The organism is Wolbachia endosymbiont (group A) of Melieria omissa (assembly GCF_964031125.1).
In the GTDB taxonomy this organism is placed as follows: Bacteria; Pseudomonadota; Alphaproteobacteria; order Rickettsiales; family Anaplasmataceae; genus Wolbachia; species Wolbachia pipientis.
Genome location: NZ_OZ035007.1, coordinates 36753 through 56067 on the forward strand (window position 1 = coordinate 36753; position 19315 = coordinate 56067).

Below are 19315 nucleotides of genomic sequence, written 5' to 3' on the forward strand. Positions count from 1 at the left end.
GGATAAGGGTAGATGATGATAAGGAGGTTGAATGCCAGCAGCATATAGTTATGATTTAAGAAAAAAAGCAATGGAAGCGCTAGACGAAGGAGAAAGCAGAGAAACAGTGGCAGCAAGATTTAAGATTGGAAGAACTACTTTATGGGAGTGGCAGCAAAGAAGAAAAGAAACAGGAGACTTTCAATCAAAAAAACTTGGAAATGGGGGTTACAATCACAAAATTACCGACTGGGATACCTTTGCCAAATTTGCCAGAGAACACGGAGGAAAGACTCTATCGGAAATGGCTAAACTTTGGAACAACGTTAGTATCCAAACGATCTATCGAGCCCTTAAAAAAATTGGATTTACGCGCAAAAAAAGACATATGGATACAAGGAAAGAAACGAAGAAAAACGTGCTGAATTTTTGAAAATTATAGCGACAAAAGAACCTAAAAACTTAGTGTATATAGATGAGTCTGGCATTGATAACACCGAAGACTACCCCTACGGATATTGCCAGAAAGGACAGCGGTTTTATGCCTTAAAATCTGGAAAGAAAACTCAACGAATCAGTATGGTTGCAGCCTTAAGTGGAAGAAAGATAGTTGTTCCGTTAACCTTTGAAGGCCACTGTAATATGGATGTTTTTAATGGATGGTTTGAGCAATTTTTGACACCGATCTTGGAACCTGGACAGACTGTCATTCTTGACAATGCTACTTTTCATAAGTCTGATAAGATTATCGAGCTTGCTAAAGGGGTTGGTGCAGAAATTTTGTATCTGCCGCCTTATTCTCCAGATTTCAACAAAATTGAGCATCATTGGTTTGCTATAAAAAACAGAGCCAGGAAAAACATTCCTCTATTCGAATCCTTTCGTCGTGCTGTTGATTCTGCCTTCCTATGACCTGTTCGGACTATTATGAGAAATGCTATAATTCAAGAACTTCAGTACGATACTTAGTTAAATTATCAGTTTCTAGGTCAGTTGTAGTTTGTTCATTCATAGTAATACTCCTGTTTTTATTAATAGATGAAAGAATTGTAACTCCATCTGCAAGACCTATTTCTATTGCTCTCTCGCCAAAATATAGCCCTGCCTCCGTTGATCGAATCTTTTCAATTGCAAGACCTCTGTTCCTCGCTATTAGCTGCACAAACATTTCATATAGTCGGTCTACTTCTTTTTGTAAGCTTTCCAGACTTTCAGACGTCATTGGCTCATGTGGATTTAAATCATTTTTTCTACTTCCTGCAAATACTTTGGTATATTTTATTCCACATTTTTCATTAAATCCACTTTGATCTATATGACTTGCAATTACCCCTATGCTTCCTACTCCTGAGGTTCTGCTCACAAATACCTTTTCAGCGCTAGAGGCTATAGCGTACGCAGCAGAATATGCATCATCATTTGCTATCGCTATTATCCTCTTTTTTGCTCTTGATTCATAAATAAAGTCAGCTAGGTCAAATATACCGTTTACCTCTCCTCCGGGGCTATCTATTTCCAGTATAATTGTCTCTATGCTACTATCTGCTAATGCTTGTGTAATTTGTTCTTCTATTTGCTCATATGATGTCATTCCGAGCATTTCATCAAATGCACCAGGTTTTTTAGTTAAAATGCCATGTATCGGTATTATTCCTCTTTCACTATTTCTTACTGCATGTTTTATATTTTTAAAGATAGGCTGCTTTCCTGTTTGTAGTGACAGTAACTCAAAACTCCTTGGTTCTACCATTACACATCTGTTTAGCCATTGTTGTTTCATATCACCTCTTGATTTGCAGTAACCTCAGAATCAAAACTTAAGCCCAGTTCGCTTGCACGTCTTTGATCTTCTGCTATTTCTTGGTCAATTTCTTCAACATCGCAACCCATTTCTGATACTACTTCCGATCGACTCTTAAATCCATTTCTTACTGCCATTTGTTGTGCTTGCTGATCTTTCAGTGGATCCACCCAATCAAATCCCTGTGGTATCCATTTTACTTCTTCTTTCGCTGCTTTTACTACTTTTTCATCTATACTCAGTTCTCCACAAAGCACTGCTAATTCTAGCCATCTATTCCAAATAGGTCTACAAAACTGGAACACTATCACGTTATGCTGTAACATTGCACACCTTCTGCGAAACTCTATCAGCCCTGCTCGAATGGATGAATAATTAACACCTGTTAAATCTCCTGTTAGCTGCTCATATGTTATTCCTGTACCTATTGCTATTGCCCTCAGTTGCTGTCTCATGAATGCTTCATAACTTCCTCCAACATCTGATGGCTCTGAAAATTTTATGTCCTCTCCTGGGTCTAAAAGCTGCATTGTTCCAGGTTCCAGGCCAGATAGTGCTACTCCTTGCTCACTTGCTTCACCTTCTCCCATGATATTTGCTTCTGGATCGAGTCTCGTAATAAATCCAGCAAACATTGCTGCAGTTTTCTTTCTCACCAGCTCTGCATCATCATATTGATCAAGCTCATAAAGCTTCAGCAGTATATTAGAAAGCCAAGGCTCCCCTCTGATTTGCCCAGGTCTTAATGGTCTATAAATATGTAAAACATCATTTGCTGGCACTCTCACTGATTCACCAAATGAGCCTTCACCAGGGTGTTCTTTAAATAGGTAATATGCTTCTCTTTGCCCAAGCTTGTTAAACTCAATCCCGTTTCTTATTACATTACCATTTCCTAAAGTTTGATTTGTTTTATTATCTAAATGTTCAGACTCAAGTACTTGCAGTTGTAATGGCACAGAAAATCTATCTTCCAGCTTTCTCGTTCTTAAACGTACAAAACATTCTCCTCCCTCTATCATACTTCTGCATACTAGAGCTTGTAATCCATAAAAATCACTTATTCCACAGCTATCTGCTTCATCTGTCCATTTTAGCCATAATTCTTGCACTTTCTTTCGAAATTCTCCATCTCTTGCTTTTGATTGTGGTTTTGTTCCTGTTCCAATAGAGTTACTTACTATTGTATCAATGATATTTGCTGCATATGGATTTTTTCTTACCATATCCCGAGAGCGGCTACGTAAGTGCCCAAGGCTCTGAGAAAGTAAATTATTTATGCTTCCTGTTTCTCCTTGCCAATACATCACTCTTCTTCCTGAGCCTGACGCATCCCAAGCAGAACTTTTGATTTTTGGCTTACTAAATAGTTGTTTGAAATTTTTCAGCATCATACTAACCAAAATTCTCTTAATTCTTTCAAAGTTCCGTTAAATTTATTTCTGTCACATTTTCCGATTCCTTCTACTTCATGTGGCTCTGGATTTGTTTTACCGTCAGTATATTGCCATAAAATCCAATCATTCCAGCCTTTTGGTAATGTGAGCTCTTTTCTCCAGCCTGCTATCCATAATGGACATTTTGTCAAAGTTGGCGTGGCAAAATCCTTAAGAAAATAGCTACTGCCATAAATTAGGGGTAATCTTCCTGTTACTTCTTCAACTCTCTTTACAAATTCCTCAGCTTGCTTAACTGCAATATTTTTGCCACTTTTGTTTTCTTCAATATCCAGCGCAAGTATGGTATTTTTGCTTTCACCTACCGTTTTTAGAAAATGATCAGCTTGATTCTTGCCGTTTCCTTCTGTGCCAAAATGATATGCTCCCCAGAGTAATCCTTCTTCTTCAGCTTTCTTTCTTCTCTTCGCATACTTTGAATCCACATATTTTAGCCCTTGTGTTGCCTTGTGAATTACTCCAACTATACCATTCTCTTTGTCTAGCTTAAAATTCACATTTTCTTGCCAATGTGACAAATCTATTATTCCATTTACTGGACTCTCTCTATTCTCCCATAGTTTTATAAAAGTTTTTAATTGCTCTAAAAATTCAGAATATTCCTCTTTTACAACTTTTCTCAGAAAATTTTCCCTCATATAACTCCTTTATTTGTTGCAAAAATAATCTTTCGTTTAGGCTTCATTCCAGCAATCTTTAGTTCACCTTTAATTCGTTGTCTTAAGCTTAGTAAATCATTTATATCTACTTCAGCATATCTTACAACATGGTCACCATATGCAATTGATACTACTCGCTCTCCGTTTTGTAGTTTCTTTATCGCTTCTTCGACTTGAATTAAATACTCTTCGCTGTACATCTTACTTCTCATTCAACCATTTGCTTTGTCTCACTTTTTTAGGTTTTTTGCTTTCTGGCTTTTCACTTAAACTATTCCATTTACTCTCTGGCCAACGATCGATTCCAAGCGCAATAGATGCTGCTCTTGCGTAAATTCGGCAGTCTAGCACTTCATTTCTTTCTCTTACCTTTTGCCACTCCTGTTTGGTGTATCCTTTTACTACTTTGCTGACTAATTGCTCTGCCGTTAGCTGCTTAAAATATTCAGGTGCATACTCGGGAAAATGACAGTATCCTGCTGGAGCTTCTTCACCGTCCTTTAAAACATTAAGTAATTGAAAAAGTTCTGACTTTAAAATCGATACTCCCACTGGCCAGAGCTTTATTCCTCTTTTTAGCTTTTGACCACCAACTGTTATATCTACTCTACTTGGGCTGCTAAGTGGTACTAGAGCTTTATTTACACCTTTCACTGCCATTACTCTTCCAGAGCCTTGATGACCTCTTACCCAATTGTATACTTCTTGTGTCGCATACCCAGCATCAACCGCCATCATACTTATCATGTATTCAAGACCATTTTCACCGATAAAATGATGATTTAAGAGCTCAGAGAGTTTTCCCCATACTTCTCCTCTTCCAGTATCACCTTCAAATACTCGGTATTCTATTGACCAACTTTCGCGGCTTTTTCCCCATGCTACAACTTCTACTTCTAAACGATCTTTTTGGACATCTACTCCTGCAGTAAGCACCACTTCTCTCTTAGGTACTGTGCCTACGGGAAAAAATTCTCTCCTGTTAAATAATTGCTTCCAATCTGGTACTTCTCCTTTGTCTACGCAGGTTTCTCCAAGCGTAGTATTTATCCATACTTTTAGTAATTGTTCACTTTCTTTTGCATGAAGAAAATCTTCTACTGCTTGAGTCCAGCTATACCACCCAACTGGACTATAAAGACTTGAAAGATGAAATCCTTTTTTCTCACCTTTTACTCTATTAGTAGGTCTCCATTCTCCACGCTCAAGCATCTCTGTCTTTTGATGATTTTCTATTTTGCCGCGACATTCAGTGCAGACATAATGTGCTGTTCTTGAGTCGTTGTTTTCCCATTTTATTTGTGACCATTTTAGAACTTGATAGTAATTACAATACGGACATGGTACAAAAAAGTACTGCTTATCTGTTGCTTCAAATTCTTTCTCAATTCTGCTTATTCCATGAATCGTTGGTGTTGATACTAAAAAAATCTTTCGCCGTGCAAATGTATTAGTTCGAGCAATACTGAGCAGCACTGGATCTCCTTCACCACCTGAATCTCCTGGATAGGCGTCTATTTCATCAAGAAAGAGATATTTTACTGGCATAGACCTCAGTCCTACACTGCTGTTTGCTCCAGTTATTACTACTATTCCACCTGGAAATTCCTTACTTTGCACAGTATTGCCCGAATCTCTTGACCTTGGGTCTTTTACTTTATTTTTTAAACATGGCGTACTCTCTATTAACGGTGCAAATCTTCCCTTCGACCAACGTTTTCCCATTTCAACTGTTGGCTGTACTACTAGCATTGGACCTGGTGTTTGATCGATGATATAGCCTATCCAATTGTTACCAGCTTCTGTTCCTCCAATCTGCGCTCCTTTCATGAATACTACTTTTTCTGCAGTTGAAGACGGAGATAGTGAATCCATGATTTCTTTAAGGTATGGCGTTCTCTCTGTTCTCCATTTCCCTGGCTCTGATGCTGCAGTTGGCGCTAAAACTCGATACTCATTCGCCCACTCTGACACTTTAAGTAGTGGATCTGGCTTTAAACCTTCAGAAAAAGATGTAGCATATATCATATCGCTAGCTCTTCACCATCATTAGATGATACCTCAACATCACTTAAAATAGAACTGCACTCACTTGTTTTCTCACTTTCGAGTTCAATAAACATTTTCTTTTCAAGTGCTTCTTCTATGTACTTCTGAGTTAAATTACTCATTGCTATTGCAGCTATGAGCGCAACTATTCCCACCATTACCGCAGCTATAATGTTAGGGTAAATTCCCACTATCACTATTGCACATACTGTTATAGAAACACAGACGATATTGATATATTTCTTTATTTTTTTGTCTGCTATTTTCCTTTCTTCAAAATATTTATTGCTCAATAAATGAAATGTTGGAAAGTTCTTCTGTCTTCCAAATAACACTATTTCCTTCTCTTTGCTCAGTAATTTTATTAATTTTGCGTTGTTCGTTATTATTGCATACTGAAAAACATCCGTGGCATCTGCTCCTCTCTTTAGCAACAACTTTACTACGTTAAAGTGACCATGCTTTACAGCAACATAAATTCCCGTTTTTCCACTCTCATCTACAGCATCTATTTCAACTCCTTCACCAAGAATACCGTCTATTAGGTCTTCATATCCTTTTCTGGCAGCTAAATGAAGCAAACTGTTTTTATCAGCTCCGTATCTATTACTTGCTAAAATCTTTACTATATCTAATCTATTTGCTTCTTTTGCATAACAAAATGGTGTCTTGCCATTATCATCCTTAATTAAAGGATCTATATCTTCTCGCGTTAGTAAAACTTCTATTGTTTTCAGCCTTTCAGCATAATGTAGTGGCGTTTTATTTTCATAATCTTGTAAGTTAACCCCAGCATTAGGAACATTTATTAAGCATCTTACAATATCTAAACATAAGTCCCTTTCGTCGTAATTACTACTACTTATAGCTACGTGCAAAGAAGATAATTTCATTGCATTTCTGCCGCTGCCAACTACATTAACATTCGCACCAAGATTTGAAAGTAATTTTACTACTCCTAGCTTCTTGTTGTTTACTGCATAATGAATTGCTGCATGATTTCTCGCATCAAGAACATCTTTGTCCGCATTTCCTTCTCTAATTAAAATTTCTACTATTTGTTCATGCCCAGCTCCTGCCGCTAAGTGTAACGGTGTATGTAGTAAAGCATTCTGCTCATTAACATTAGTCCCTTTGTCGAGTAAAAACCTTACAGCATTTGCTTCATTCAACATCGCAGCTAAGTGAAGTAAGCTATCTTTCTCCAATCCATATTTGTGATTGATTAGTGCTTGTAATATCTCTTCTCTTGCACAATCCAGCGCACTTTTACCATTATCATCAGTGATCAGTGGATTAATATTTTTCCTATTTAGTAAGAGAGCAACCATACTAAGCTCGTTAATTTCTACTGCATAATGTAGTGGGGTTTTCCCATTTAATCCTCTAACATTTACATCCACTCCTGGTTGATTAATAAGACACTTTATTAATTCTAAACTTAAGTTAGCAGACATTATTTAAAACTTAATATTAGATAATTCTTGTAATGAGTTTGTAATCTCTTCGGTTAGCGCCATATGAATCTTTTCAGTGTCACTCAGTGATGCAAGCAGTGCTGAAACTCTATTTGGAATATTAAGCAAATTATTACGTACAACTCTTGCTACATTAAATGCATCGCGCTTTACTTCCTCTACTGCTACAAGTTCACCAATCTCAGCCTTAGCTTTCGCCTCAAGAAGTTTACCTCGTTCCATTTCATTTTTTATTCGAGTTTTTAGCAACATCGTGGAAAGGTTACTTGTATTTTCGTTTTCTGGATTTTTCCTCCTAAGTGGCTGACTTGGATCTCTTATTGCCGCTACTGCTTCATTTGCTTGTTCTCTATTGATCAAACCATCCTCCAACTCAACTATCCCTTTCTTTACTAAATAACAGACATATTGCTTTGATACTCCTATCTCTCTTGCCCATTCTGTTTGTGTTATTTTTTTCACTTTTTTTTTTCTTCTCTCTTTTTTGCCTATTTTTTACGAATTTTCTTCTTGAGTCTCTGAAAAGGTTTTACCAGTACCGGCTAAAATGGCATCTCTTCCCGTGTATACTTGCCAACGTTTTATCGTTACATCTACAAACTTTGAATCTAGCTCTATTGTTCTGCAAATTCTTCCTGTTCTCTCACATGCAATCAATGTGCTACCAGAACCACTAAATGGATCAAGTACTATATCTCCTGGTCTACTGCTATTAACTATTGCTCTTTCCATTAATTCTACTGGCTTCATCGTTGGATGTAGTGTATTGTGCGTTGGCTTATCATAAAACCACAGATCACTTTGATTTCTTCCTCCATGCCACTCACGTTTATTGCCGCTTTTCCATCCATAGAGCATTGCTTCGTATTGTCTTTGATAATCTGATCTGCCTAGCGTAAAGTGATTCTTTGCCCAAATGATAAATGTTGACCATTTTCCTCCTGCCTCTTCAAATGCTTTTTGCAACGTTGAAAACTCTGATGATGATATGCAGATGTAAATTGCACCTTTCGTATATGCTAAAATATGGGAACAGATGTCGTAGAGAAAAAGTTCGTACTTTTCACCTTGATTATCGTTTAATATTTTTTTCTCTTCTCTTTCCTGACTGCTACCGTAATCAACGTTATATGGAGGATCACATACGGTAATATCTGCCATTTTATTATCTAATACCGCTTTATATGATTCAACTAAAGAGCTATCACCACAATAGATTCGATGATCACCTAAAATCCATAGATCAGCTGGTTTTGTTATTTCTACCTTTTTATCAATTAACTCCAAAACTCCTCTTTCTACTTCTTCTTTTCCATCAAAATCATCGAGAAAACGTTGAACTTTTTCCAATTCAAATCCAGTCATTTTAAGATCAAACTGCAAATCTTCTAACTCTTGAATTTCTACTTTCAAAAGCTCATCGTCCCACTTTGCCCAGTTAGCTGATTGATTTGCCAGTAATCGAAAAGCTTTAGTTTGTGGTTCATTTAAATTATCACTTAAGACCACTGGAATACTCTCCATACCAAGTTTTCTTGCTGCTTTAAGTCTTAAATGACCATCAACCACAGTTCCATCGCTTTTTGCAACTATTGGTATACGAAAGCCAAATTCCCTGATTGAAGCACACATTCTATTTACTACATCATCATTTTTACGAGGATTACGCTTATATTCGACGAGGTTTTCAACAGGATAGTAGTGGATTGCTAAATTCATATAATTTAAATCCTTAATAATTAAAAAGTTAATATTCAAAATATCTCTGACGCTAAAGAAGGCCTGGGGTTGAACCCACCAAACCCGCCAGTATGGCCGAAAGGACCCACTTTTTATGGATTTTTCGTCTTATTAATATCTTTACTAATATAGAACATTAATGCCAAAGCATCCCCCTCATTATCATCTCGAGGTGAAAAACCTTTTTCACGTATCGCTTCAATAACTTCACTTTTGCTTGCATTACCTTTGCCTGCTATAAAGCGTTTTATAGTTTTAACATTAACACCTTGGTAGGGAATACTGTTCTCCTCACACCAGGCAGAGAGAACGGCAAGAAAACCGCCGTAGCAATGCGCTGCATCAGTTCCTAAATGTCTTCTTACTTCCTCAAAATACACTGCAGAAATGTCTTTCAAAGAATTGAGCCAATTACGAAAATCCAAGAAGCACATACCACCTCCACTGAAACGACTACCATGAAAACTTTTGCTTCCACTTTCAATTACTCCATCTGTCAGAATTGCCCAGCCCGTTTGTTTGCCGAGGTCCAGTGTTAGGATTGACATATTATTTTCTAAAATTTAAAGAACTTATCTATAGCTTGCCGGCAAATAAAGTCTTTTGCGGTAAAATTTCTACATGTACGTTATTTTTTTTCTCTAGATAGTTACTTTTTTCATCTAGATAAGCGTGTATATGAAATTCTATTGTATCACGCCATACTTCTCCTATTGACCCATGTTTACACAAAAAAACAGAACTATTAACTTCTCTTGCTATATAAGCACAGCACCTATGAATAAACTGTCTAACATGAGAATTATTATTTTCATCGCCTCCAAATAAGTCTAATGCCTTATCTAGCACTACAAGTTTAGGTTTAAATGATTTAATATCACTAAGTAATTCATTAAATAGAGGAGTGAGTGTTCCTACATTATTGTTATTAAAAGTCATTAATAAATTTTCTTTACCAAATAGGGAAATCATTTTCATTCTGTCAAGGTTGCTTATTTCACAACTTTTATTGATTTTATATTGACGGCATAATAGTTCGGTTTCATCATATTCTGAAAATACTCCATAAACTTTAGCTGGTAAAAAACTTGTACCTGACCACTGTTGACCAGTTGCAATAGCTGTCATTAATTCTTGAACTAAAAAAGATTTATTTGTTCCGCGTTCACCAAAAAAAGAGGAGAGACTTCCAATGGCAAGCCAATCTTGCATAATAAATTCTTTATATGGAGATGAGTTCTTTAAAGTTGAAAAATCTATTGCTTTTATCATAAAATCACCAAAACATTGACTATAAGTAGCACTGATTCCAAAATATCGTCTGGTTCCTACAACGTACTATCAAAAAGCGGTTTATAGTTTTTTTGTTGGCCAACAACGGAAATCCAAGAATCTTATGCTACTTAACTAGAGAGAGGTTGCATTTCATTCTCCCCTTAATAATATAAGTTCAACTTTTTTCGAAAAAGTGTTCAGTTTTTTTGTTCTCTTGTTTCATTAATAAACTCACCAGAAAATTTTATAAACCATTGCAATAGTTGCAACTGCTGTACGTGTACACTTCTTCAAAAAACATTGAACTATATTAATTAAGGCAACTGGAGAGTTTATGTATTCACAGGATCATTTTTCAACAAAAGGGACAGCAGACCTAAAAACACAGCTTTTACAAAATATCAGATCTTGTCTTTCGTACTTATTACCTTACGGAACTTTTCACAAAAATGAGTTTCAAGTAGGTGATATCTGGGGTAATAAAGGAAAAAGTTTAAGAGTAGAACTGAGTGGCAGTAGAGCCGGTCTATGGAATGATTTTGCAACTGGAGAAGGTGGTGATATTATCGACCTTTGGGCAGCTGTGCATAGAAAGAATGCAAGGACAGAGTTTTCTGAGGTAATAGTTTCAATAAGCGAATGGCTTGGCAAACAACACACTAGAGAAAAAAAGAGTATCAAAGATCTAGAACAGTACATGACTTACAGCTGGAATTATTACGATGAAGACAACCAGATTATAGTTATAGTTTACCGTTATGACCCTCCTGAAGGAAAGAAAGAATATCGTCCATTTGATGTTAAAACGTTTAATTATGCTTCACCAGAAATAAGGCCTCTATATAATATACCAGGCATTTTCAAATCTGATAAAGTTGTTCTAGTTGAAGGAGAAAAATGTGCTGAAGCGCTGATAGAACAAGGAATTACTGCAACAACAGCGATGTCTGGAGCAAATGTACCTATTGAGAAAACAGATTGGACTCCACTTAAAGGTAAACACATTATTATATGGCCAGACAATGATGAAGCAGGTAATAAATACGCAAAAAATGCTGAAAAAAAGCTTTTAGAGATCGGAGTTGCATCACTTGTTGTTCTTAAGATTCCACAAGGTAAACCGAAAGGGTGGGATGCTGCAGATGGTGTACAAGAAGGTATAAATATTTCGGAATTCATCGAAAAAAAATCTACAAAAAAGCCACTTAACATTTTAGATTGGAGTGTGAGTCGTTATTTAGGTCCAGTACCAATTGTAAGTTAAAAACATGATATAAATGAAGTAAGAGGGAAGATAACTCTACTCACTATAGGAATAGAGTTATCACGGGCGTGTGCGACCGAAAACCAATTGGTATTACAACCGTTTGTATCAAGGTACACTAGCCCTATCTCTCGATACGTTTGAATAGTTGTTTGGGAAATATATATACGCCCGTTTACAATCTTAAATTAACTAAAACTATCGAGGTTTATTATGGTTACATCTTATCAAAATTTTATTGGCATTGACATCGGAAAATTTAAAAATGTTGCTGCAGTTTACAACCAAAATAACATTATCAAGTTCGACAATAATGCTGATGGTTGGCAACTGTTGTTTAAAAAGTTTTCAGATATCTTACCTAATTCTTTGGTAACTTTAGAAAATACAGGCAAATATGAGCTTGGTTTATCACATTTTCTTGTTGGCAAGAATATTGCAGTACATCAAGCAAATACTCGAAAAGTAAAAAGTTTTATCTTGTCTCACGGAACTTTAGCAAAGTCTGATAAATCAGATGCGATGGCTCTTGCTCAATACGGATGTGAACGCCATAAAACTCTCTCTCTATTTGTACCTACTTCAAAAGAACAATCAACTCTAGCTGCACTGTGTCAACGTCGTGATGACATTACGCAAATGAGAACTCAGGAAAAGTGTAGACTGGAAGCTCCTGAAAATGACCATATAAAGGAAAGTTGCCAGAAGACCATTGAATTTTTCAATAATCAAATAAACGAACTCAATGACACTATACAAAAAATTATTGATGAAAGCCATGAGCTACAACAACGTCAAAAAATCCTTAAAACAGTTCCTGGAATAGGCAAAAAGTTATCACAAGATTTTTTGTGTTTAATGCCAGAGCTTGGCTACTTAAGTAGAAAAGAAGTAGCAAGTCTTGCCGGAGTAGCACCTCATCCTAAGGAAAGTGGTAAAGCTGTTGGTTACCGAAGGATTATGGGCGGTAGAAGTAATGTTCGTTCAAAGCTCTTCATATCAGCCATAGCTGTTACAAAGTCAAAATCTGTACTTGGTGCCTTTTATTCTAAGCTTGTTGAAAGTGGTAAGAAGAAGATGGTGGCTATAACAGCTCTTATGCGTAAAATTATAGTAATTGCTAATGCAAGACTTAAAGCAGCAATTGCTTCACACAGTAGCAACTGACAATGAATATGTGAATAAGTACGTCCACACAAACTTAAAGTACTTATTCACATATTCATTGGCTTAAGCAGGCAATAGCTGTTTGACATAAAATTCTATTCCTATGACGAATGGATTTTTATTACCTACATGATTGGATCAAGTTGCAAAATTACACAATAAAAAATTTTTTAAAAAACATAGTTGATACACAGGAGTATCTCATCAAAAGTCTAAATCGTATCAAATACAAGAAAAAGCCGCAAAAAGCATTCTAGCAGACCAAGATGAAAAAGATGCAGAAATTATAGAGCCTTTAGCAAAAGTCCGTGGTATTACAGTTATTGAAATGGCAAAAATAATTGAGGAAAAGGCAAAAAAAGCAGTAAAAGAAATAATGAAATGTGAAGAGCTTGAAGATTTAGCCAAGAGAAAGATTGAAGAAGCCAAGAGTGAAAATGAGCTACAGACTTTGCTCGATGATTTCAGGAAAAAAATACAAAGAAATGGCTGAAGAATTTTTACATGGCGTAAATGTTATTGAGATAACCTCAGGGTCAAGAACAGTACGTACAGCTAAATCATCAGTGATAGGTGTAATTGGTACTGCACCTGAAGCAGATGAGCAAAAATTTCCACTGAATAAACCAGTGTTAATTGCAGGAAGCTTAAAAGAAGCAGCAAGACTTGGAAGGAGTGGCAGTTTACCTTCTGCAGTAAATGGAATATTTTCCCAAATTGGTTCAACAGTAGTAGTTATTAGAGTTAAAGAAAGTGAAAACAGTGATTCAAAGCTCAAAGAAAGTGAAACTATTCAAAATATAATTGGTGGAGTTGATAAAGAAACCGGAGAATATCAGGGAATTGAGGCATTTCTCAGCAGTGAAAGCATAGTTCATGTTGCGCCAAGAATATTAATTGCACCTCAGTTTACTCATCAGTTACCTGAAATAGATGGAGTAAATTCAGTAGTGAGTGCTTTAATTTCCATAGCAGAAAAATTAAGAGCAATTATTGTTGCAGATGGACCAAATACTGGACCAAATACTAATGATGAAGAAGCAATAAAGTGGAGAAAAAGTGTAGGCAGCTCAAGAGTTTACGTAGTTGACCCATGGATTAAGTTATTTATTGAAGGAAAAGAAGAAATCTTGCCATCGAGTCCATTTGTAGCTGGTTTAATAGCTAAGATAGAGAGCGAGCAAGGCTTCTGGCACTCACCTTCAAATAAAGAAATAAACGGTATTGTTGGAACAAGCAGGCCTATTGATTTTACGCTCGGTAATACAAATTGTAGAGCAAACCATTTAAATGAAAATGAAGTAACAACGATAATTCATCAAAATGGCTATAGGCTTTGGGGAAATAGAACGTGTTCAAATGACTCAAAATGGGCTTTTTTGTCAGTGAGAAGGACTGCAGATTTAATTAATGATAGTTTACTTCGAGCTCATCTATGGGCAGTTGATCGCAATATTACCAAAACTTATATAGATGATGTGATTGAGGGGGTGAATTCCTATTTAGCCAATTTAAAAGCACAAGGGGCGATTATCAGCGGAAAATGTTATGCAACACCAGAACTCAATACACCAGCAAACATTGCAAGCGGGAAAGTGTATTTTGACTTCGAGTTTATACCACCATATCCTGCTGAGCAAATAATATTCAGGTCTCATCTTGTCAATATAAGTTAGGAGAAAGCAAAGTGTTACCCAAAATACTGAGAAATTTTAATGTATTCGTAGATGGTCGTGGTTATGCAGGAAAAATAGATGAAATTACCCTACCAAAACTTACCATAAAAACAGAAGAGTATCGTGCTGGTGGTATGGATATTCCAATAAATATTGATATGGGCATGGAGAAATTAGAAGCAGACTTTACTTTTTCTGAATACGATACAGAGCTCTTTCGGCTATTTGGCTTGATAAATGGAAACCCGATTTCTTTAACGCTTCGTGGAGGAATGCAAGGAAGTGGAAGTAATGATATTGAAGGAGTAATTATCAACCTTAGGGGCATATTCAAAGAATTTGATTTTGGTAGCTGGAAACCTGCTGAAAAAGCAACGCTGAAGTGTACTGTAGCTGCTCATTACTATAAACTTACTATAGGTGGTAATGAATTAATAGAAATCGATGCTGAAAATATGATTAGAAAGATAAATGGCGTTGATCAAATGACCTTGCTGCAAACGGTTTTAGGAATATGAAAACTTATTTGAAATTTTATTTTTTAAGGAGAAGCATATTAAAACAACTTTAAAAGTGTAAAAATATTTTATTTTTTAGGAGAATTTTATGAAAACTATAACACTTAATAACCCAATAACAGTTGATGGAATTTCTGTCTCAGAACTTACTGTTAGACGTCCAAAAGTTAGAGACTATCTTGCAATTGAACGCTTAAATGGTAGTGACCTTAGTAAAGAAGTAACTTTGACTGCCAATTTGACATCAGTTGCAAAAGAAGCAATTGAAGAGTTAGATATTGCTGATTATGTGAAAATTCAAGAGGTATTAAAGGATTTTTTTTCACCGATTATCCAAAAAACTTGAGATTAGAAATACTAGTGCTTGGCTCTATCATAGGTGGTGGAGTTAAGCACATTCTTGATATGGAGATTAGTGAGTTTATTTTATGGAGCAAATTAGCTAGGGAGTTCAAATGTCAGTATTATCGATAAAAATAGGTGCGGTACTTGATGGCAGTTTCAGTACTGTGATAAAAGGAAGTATTAGTCAACTCTCTAATCTTGGTGAGAATATAAGAAAGCTTGATTCATCTTTAAAATCAGTATCAAAGTTTAAGCAGTTGGGTAGTGATGTTTTGACTAGCAGGAGGTCGTGGAAGGGCTTTGAAGATCAAGTAAAATCTTTAGCTAAACAAATGAAAGCGGTGGAGAAACCAAGCAAAACTTTAAAAGCAGAGTTTGACAAGGCCAAAACCTCCGCAACAAAAGCAAAAGAAGCATACTTAAAAAAGAGAGATGCTTTGCATTCATTTAATGAAGAAGTAAGAAAAAGTGGAAGAAATATTAAGTCATTAGTAAGTGATCAATATAAACTTGGTTCTTCTATTGAAGTGCTAAAAGGTAAGTATGGTAAGCTTGGGTCTGCAATACGTAGTCACCAAAGTTTTTTAGCAAGCAAAGCACATTTTAAGTCACAAATTATAGAGACTATTGGGCTAGGGCTAACGCTTGCAGCTCCAGTTAAAGTTGCGATTGACTTTGAAAGTGCTATGGCTGATGTTACAAAAGTGGTAGATTTTAAAAAAGGAACGGATGAAGCAACTAAATTTGCAAAGAAGTTAAAAGAGATGTCACGTACTATACCATTATCAGCCGCAGAACTGGCACAAATAGCTGCAAGTGGTAGTCAACTTGGTATCAAGAAAGAAGATCTTTTTATGTTTACAGAAACAGTGGCAAAAATGTCTACAGCATTTGATATGTCTGCAGAGCAAGCAGGTGATTCTATAGCTAAACTCTCTAACGTTTATGGAATTGATGTTAGTAAAATGGAACATGTTGGTAATGTGATCAACCACTTATCAGATAACACTGCTGCTAAAGCAAGAGATATGGTTGAAGCTCTAGCAATAGTTGGTGGTACTGCAAAGCAGTTTGGTTTGGATCTCGAGAAAACAAGTAGTTTAGCAAATGCTTTCATTAGCTTAGGTAAAACACCTGAAAAAGCTGCAACTGCTATAAATGCTCTACTTAGTAAACTTCAGACTGCTGAAGAACAAGGAGGGGATTTTAAAGCAGCACTAGAGCAAATGGGCATAACTGCAGAAGAAATAGTACAAAGAATAAGCGAAAACGGCGAAGAAGCATTACTCTACTTTTTTCAAACTCTAAAGAAAATGGATAACCAGGAACGTTCTACAATCCTTATGAAACTTTTCGGTCACGAATATCAAGATGATATTGCATTATTAGCTGGAAGTTTTAACAAATATGAAGATGCTATAAGGTTACTAGCTGACACAGAAGAGTACAAGAGCTCGTTGCAGAAAGAATTTCAAAACCGTGTAGACACCACAGCCAGTAAATTACGACTTCTTCGAAACGCAATAGCTGAAGTTGGTATGAACCTGGGTTCAGTGATGCTGCCTACTTTAAAATCTATAGCTGAATTTTTACAAGAAAAAACTAGAAGCATAGCGTTATTTGCAGAAAAATATCCAACTTTAACCAAAGCAATCATGGGAACTATAGCAGCTTTAATAAGTTTAAAAATCTTAGTAGTGGGCTTAGGTTATGGATTTACTTTTTTAGCGAGTACAGTTCTTGGTTTAAGAGCAAAAATACTTGCAACATTTTCATTTTTATTAGCTACAGTTTTTCCTGCAGTTATAACAGGGCTAAGAGCAATAACACTCGCTGTAATGAGTAACCCTATAGGACTTTTAATTACTGGACTTGTCACTGGCGCAGCACTTGTTATAACTAACTGGCAAAAGGTAAAAGACTTTTTCTCTAGCTTTTGGAAATCACTTATTAAACCTATAGGAGAAGCTTTTTCATGGATAGGGGAAAGTGTATTTGGAAAAGTACTGGGGCATAGCACATTGAAAGAGTTTGAAAAAAGAAAAACTGAAGTAAAAGCAGTGCACACTCCCCTAAAAAGTAATATTCTCAACAGTGGAAATCCTTTGTTAGGTAACAGTATAATTAAAGAATTTTCCAAGAGAAATAAGAATATCTTTAGAGTCAAAAGCCTTATTGAGGAGAAAAAGTTTACAGAGAGCGATAAGATATTTGCAAGGAGTAAGTTTGAAAATAAAGAACAAAATAAAACTCAGAACATCACTAATAATTACACTATCAGCATTAAAGCAGAACCTAACCAAGATGTTCGTAGTCTTGCAGATGAAGTAATAAAAAGGATAAGAGAAAAGTCACGTGATGTTTTATTTGATACGGTAGAGACATTTTATTGATGCTATCTCTTGGTCCGTATAAGTTTGCTCCCACAAGTTTAAAGTATAGCAGAGAAAATCGTTGGAGCACGATTGAGTGTATTGAAAATATGCCACTATTACAAAATATCGGTCAAGGTGTAGAAAATATAGATTTAGAAGGAATGATTTATCTGCATAATCTCAACGGGCTAAATCAATTAAAGAGTGTGAAAGAAGCTGAAAAACCACATATTTTAGTAGATAGTTTAGGTAATATTTTAGGACAATTCGTAATTACTAGGTTAGAAGAAAAGCAGATGTATTTTTTACCTAATGGACTACCAAGAAAAGTTGAATTTAGTTTGAGTTTAAAAAGCTATAGATGACTGTATACTATGTGAGTAAAGAAAATGAGATGTTAGATCTGATTTGCTGGAAACATTACGGATTTACTGATGGAGTAGTGGAATTAGTACTAGCAGAGAACTTAGGTTTGGCAGAATACAGAAGCTTTTTGCCTGCAGGATTAAAGATAAAGCTTCCTACTATTAAGAAAATAGTACAAAAGTCAAAATTAAAGGTCTGGGAATAAATGCAGCCAGATTTTATAATAGATAAATGTGAATCAATTAAAGATAGAGTTATATCATTGCACCTTACAGATGAATCAGGAATAATAGATGATGTAGTTGAAGTGTGTGTTGATTACAGGGATGAAGACATAGATATTCCGAATGAATTGAACATAGCACTAGGTTATAAGGAATTTGGAATCTTTCCAATGGGTATATATACAGTCAACGAAGTGACTATACAGGGTCCACCTAAAACTCTACTAATAAAAGCTCATGCAACAAATTTAAGAATATCTTTGAAGGCAAAAGTATCAAAAGAATGGCATCAAATTACCATAGAAAACTTAGTGAAAGAAATAGCTCAAAAACATGGATATGGACATAAAGTTGCTGAGGAATTTAAGAATGTATTGATACCCCATATTAATCAGGCAGATGAAAGTGATATAAGTCTGTTAACAAAGATCGCAACAGAGCGTGAAGCAATGGCAAAATTAGCTGGTGGGTATATATTGTTTATTTCAAAGAATATGGCAAAATCAGCCACAGGAAAAGCTTTAGGAACAACGACTATTAGACCTCAAGATACAATTAACTGGAAAGTGCATTTTACCGTACGTGATAAGTATAATTCAGTAGTGGCAAAGTGGCATAGCTATGAAAAGGGTGAAACTATTAAAGAAACAGTTGGTAGCGGCGAGCCAAGTTATATTATTCTAGAAATGTACTCAAATGCAGAATCAGCACTAAGTGCAGCAAATGCTAAGTTAAAACAACTAAAGCGAAATAATGCAGTATTGGATATCACTATACCTGGTAATCCAGAGTTATTTGCAGAAGCTAAACTTAATCTTATAGCTTTTAATCAAGCGGTAGATGGTGAATGGATAGTTAACAGAGCGGAGCATACTTTAAATAGCTCGGGTTACCTTACTATGTTGTCAGCATCTTTGAGTAAGTAATGTTAATAAAAAATGA

General features: G+C 35.8%; 18 protein-coding genes and 3 pseudogenes. 11 read left to right on the forward strand and 10 right to left on the reverse strand.

From position 1 onward, the window contains the following. Window positions 1-31: 31 nt before the first annotated feature. Window positions 32-891, forward strand: a protein-coding gene (locus ACQH2Q_RS00145) for an IS630 family transposase (protein WP_264705388.1) whose coding sequence is annotated in 2 segments (ribosomal slippage) — window positions 32-356 and window positions 356-891 — 861 coding nt in all. Because the reading frame shifts where the segments join, the coding sequence is not laid out codon by codon here. 28 nt (window positions 892-919) lie between these two features. On the opposite strand, the pseudogene ACQH2Q_RS00150 reads toward ACQH2Q_RS00145, so the two are convergent. The 10 genes and pseudogenes from ACQH2Q_RS00150 to ACQH2Q_RS00195 form a co-directional block, all read right to left on the reverse strand. After that, a pseudogene (locus ACQH2Q_RS00150) lies at window positions 920-1759 on the reverse strand (S49 family peptidase); the annotation flags it as partial. Then, window positions 1756-3174, reverse strand: coding sequence for a phage portal protein (locus tag ACQH2Q_RS00155; protein WP_425383476.1), 1419 nt, complete (start codon window positions 3172-3174; stop codon window positions 1756-1758). The gene ACQH2Q_RS00155 and the pseudogene ACQH2Q_RS00150, both read right to left, overlap by 4 nt. Further along, the gene (locus ACQH2Q_RS00160) at window positions 3171-3875 is read right to left on the reverse strand and encodes a glycoside hydrolase family 25 protein (protein WP_341810409.1); all 705 of its coding nucleotides are present in this window, start codon (window positions 3873-3875) and stop codon (window positions 3171-3173) included. The genes ACQH2Q_RS00155 and ACQH2Q_RS00160 overlap by 4 nt, the downstream gene beginning before the upstream one ends. Continuing rightward, a complete protein-coding gene (locus ACQH2Q_RS00165; protein ID WP_425383628.1) occupies window positions 3872-4096 on the reverse strand; it encodes a hypothetical protein in 225 nt (74 codons plus the stop codon). Before ACQH2Q_RS00165 ends, ACQH2Q_RS00160 begins: the two co-directional genes overlap by 4 nt. A gap of 1 nt (window position 4097) precedes the next feature. Then, window positions 4098-5924 carry a phage terminase large subunit family protein gene (locus ACQH2Q_RS00170; RefSeq protein WP_425383477.1) on the reverse strand — a complete coding sequence of 609 codons (1827 nt, stop codon included), beginning with the start codon at window positions 5922-5924 and terminating at the stop codon, window positions 4098-4100. Further along, entirely contained in the window at window positions 5921-7402 is a 1482-nt protein-coding gene (locus ACQH2Q_RS00175) for an ankyrin repeat domain-containing protein (RefSeq protein ID WP_010082188.1), read from the reverse strand. The genes ACQH2Q_RS00170 and ACQH2Q_RS00175 overlap by 4 nt, the downstream gene beginning before the upstream one ends. Window positions 7403-7405: 3 nt before the next feature. Next, the gene (locus ACQH2Q_RS00180) at window positions 7406-7885 is read right to left on the reverse strand and encodes a hypothetical protein (RefSeq protein WP_264378236.1); all 480 of its coding nucleotides are present in this window, start codon (window positions 7883-7885) and stop codon (window positions 7406-7408) included. 33 nt (window positions 7886-7918) lie between these two features. Then, complete coding sequence (locus tag ACQH2Q_RS00185; RefSeq protein WP_425383478.1) at window positions 7919-9142, reverse strand: DNA modification methylase; 1224 nt, start codon at window positions 9140-9142, stop codon at window positions 7919-7921. A 113-nt stretch (window positions 9143-9255) separates the two neighbouring features. Beyond that, window positions 9256-9711 (reverse strand): Holliday junction resolvase, encoded by a 456-nt coding sequence (locus tag ACQH2Q_RS00190; RefSeq protein ID WP_425383479.1) that lies wholly within the window; start codon window positions 9709-9711, stop codon window positions 9256-9258. 28 nt (window positions 9712-9739) lie between these two features. Continuing rightward, window positions 9740-10435: an AAA family ATPase gene (locus ACQH2Q_RS00195; protein WP_425383480.1), complete on the reverse strand. Its 696-nt coding sequence runs from the start codon at window positions 10433-10435 to the stop codon at window positions 9740-9742. A 337-nt stretch (window positions 10436-10772) separates the two neighbouring features. Here ACQH2Q_RS00195 and ACQH2Q_RS00200 point away from each other — a divergent pair. The 10 genes and pseudogenes from ACQH2Q_RS00200 to ACQH2Q_RS00245 form a co-directional block, all read left to right on the forward strand. Beyond that, window positions 10773-11690 (forward strand): annotated as a pseudogene (locus ACQH2Q_RS00200) (toprim domain-containing protein); the annotation flags it as partial. Window positions 11691-11915: 225 nt separating this feature from the next. Further along, window positions 11916-12869: an IS110 family transposase gene (locus ACQH2Q_RS00205; protein ID WP_211908252.1), complete on the forward strand. Its 954-nt coding sequence runs from the start codon at window positions 11916-11918 to the stop codon at window positions 12867-12869. 187 nt (window positions 12870-13056) lie between these two features. After that, a pseudogene (locus tag ACQH2Q_RS00210) lies at window positions 13057-13362 on the forward strand (hypothetical protein); the annotation flags it as partial. Beyond that, on the forward strand, window positions 13355-14545 hold the full coding sequence (locus ACQH2Q_RS00215) for a phage tail sheath subtilisin-like domain-containing protein (protein ID WP_425383629.1): 1191 nt from the start codon (window positions 13355-13357) through the stop codon (window positions 14543-14545). The pseudogene ACQH2Q_RS00210 and the gene ACQH2Q_RS00215, both read left to right, overlap by 8 nt. A gap of 11 nt (window positions 14546-14556) precedes the next feature. Beyond that, window positions 14557-15063 (forward strand): phage major tail tube protein, encoded by a 507-nt coding sequence (locus tag ACQH2Q_RS00220; RefSeq protein ID WP_425383481.1) that lies wholly within the window; start codon window positions 14557-14559, stop codon window positions 15061-15063. A gap of 88 nt (window positions 15064-15151) precedes the next feature. After that, entirely contained in the window at window positions 15152-15409 is a 258-nt protein-coding gene (locus ACQH2Q_RS00225) for a phage tail assembly protein (RefSeq protein ID WP_425383482.1), read from the forward strand. A 109-nt stretch (window positions 15410-15518) separates the two neighbouring features. Next, window positions 15519-17801: a phage tail tape measure protein gene (locus ACQH2Q_RS00230; RefSeq protein WP_425383483.1), complete on the forward strand. Its 2283-nt coding sequence runs from the start codon at window positions 15519-15521 to the stop codon at window positions 17799-17801. After that, on the forward strand, window positions 17801-18148 hold the full coding sequence (locus ACQH2Q_RS00235) for a phage tail protein (RefSeq protein ID WP_015589018.1): 348 nt from the start codon (window positions 17801-17803) through the stop codon (window positions 18146-18148). The genes ACQH2Q_RS00230 and ACQH2Q_RS00235 overlap by 1 nt, the downstream gene beginning before the upstream one ends. Beyond that, a complete protein-coding gene (locus ACQH2Q_RS00240) occupies window positions 18145-18354 on the forward strand; it encodes a tail protein X (protein ID WP_253309012.1) in 210 nt (69 codons plus the stop codon). Before ACQH2Q_RS00235 ends, ACQH2Q_RS00240 begins: the two co-directional genes overlap by 4 nt. Beyond that, window positions 18355-19299 (forward strand): phage tail protein, encoded by a 945-nt coding sequence (locus tag ACQH2Q_RS00245; RefSeq protein ID WP_341810400.1) that lies wholly within the window; start codon window positions 18355-18357, stop codon window positions 19297-19299. Window positions 19300-19315 lie beyond the last annotated feature (16 nt).

Coding starts and splice junctions, on each gene's coding strand:
- ACQH2Q_RS00155 (WP_425383476.1), bottom strand. CDS start 3,174: ATGATGCTGAAAAATTTCAAACAACTATTTAGTAAGCCAAAAATCAAA.
- ACQH2Q_RS00160 (WP_341810409.1), bottom strand. CDS start 3,875: ATGAGGGAAAATTTTCTGAGAAAAGTTGTAAAAGAGGAATATTCTGAA.
- ACQH2Q_RS00165 (WP_425383628.1), bottom strand. CDS start 4,096: ATGTACAGCGAAGAGTATTTAATTCAAGTCGAAGAAGCGATAAAGAAA.
- ACQH2Q_RS00170 (WP_425383477.1), bottom strand. CDS start 5,924: ATGATATATGCTACATCTTTTTCTGAAGGTTTAAAGCCAGATCCACTA.
- ACQH2Q_RS00175 (WP_010082188.1), bottom strand. CDS start 7,402: ATGTCTGCTAACTTAAGTTTAGAATTAATAAAGTGTCTTATTAATCAA.
- ACQH2Q_RS00185 (WP_425383478.1), bottom strand. CDS start 9,142: ATGAATTTAGCAATCCACTACTATCCTGTTGAAAACCTCGTCGAATAT.
- ACQH2Q_RS00190 (WP_425383479.1), bottom strand. CDS start 9,711: ATGTCAATCCTAACACTGGACCTCGGCAAACAAACGGGCTGGGCAATT.
- ACQH2Q_RS00195 (WP_425383480.1), bottom strand. CDS start 10,435: ATGATAAAAGCAATAGATTTTTCAACTTTAAAGAACTCATCTCCATAT.
- ACQH2Q_RS00205 (WP_211908252.1), top strand. CDS start 11,916: ATGGTTACATCTTATCAAAATTTTATTGGCATTGACATCGGAAAATTT.
- ACQH2Q_RS00215 (WP_425383629.1), top strand. CDS start 13,355: ATGGCTGAAGAATTTTTACATGGCGTAAATGTTATTGAGATAACCTCA.
- ACQH2Q_RS00225 (WP_425383482.1), top strand. CDS start 15,152: ATGAAAACTATAACACTTAATAACCCAATAACAGTTGATGGAATTTCT.
- ACQH2Q_RS00230 (WP_425383483.1), top strand. CDS start 15,519: ATGTCAGTATTATCGATAAAAATAGGTGCGGTACTTGATGGCAGTTTC.
- ACQH2Q_RS00235 (WP_015589018.1), top strand. CDS start 17,801: ATGCTATCTCTTGGTCCGTATAAGTTTGCTCCCACAAGTTTAAAGTAT.
- ACQH2Q_RS00240 (WP_253309012.1), top strand. CDS start 18,145: ATGACTGTATACTATGTGAGTAAAGAAAATGAGATGTTAGATCTGATT.
- ACQH2Q_RS00245 (WP_341810400.1), top strand. CDS start 18,355: ATGCAGCCAGATTTTATAATAGATAAATGTGAATCAATTAAAGATAGA.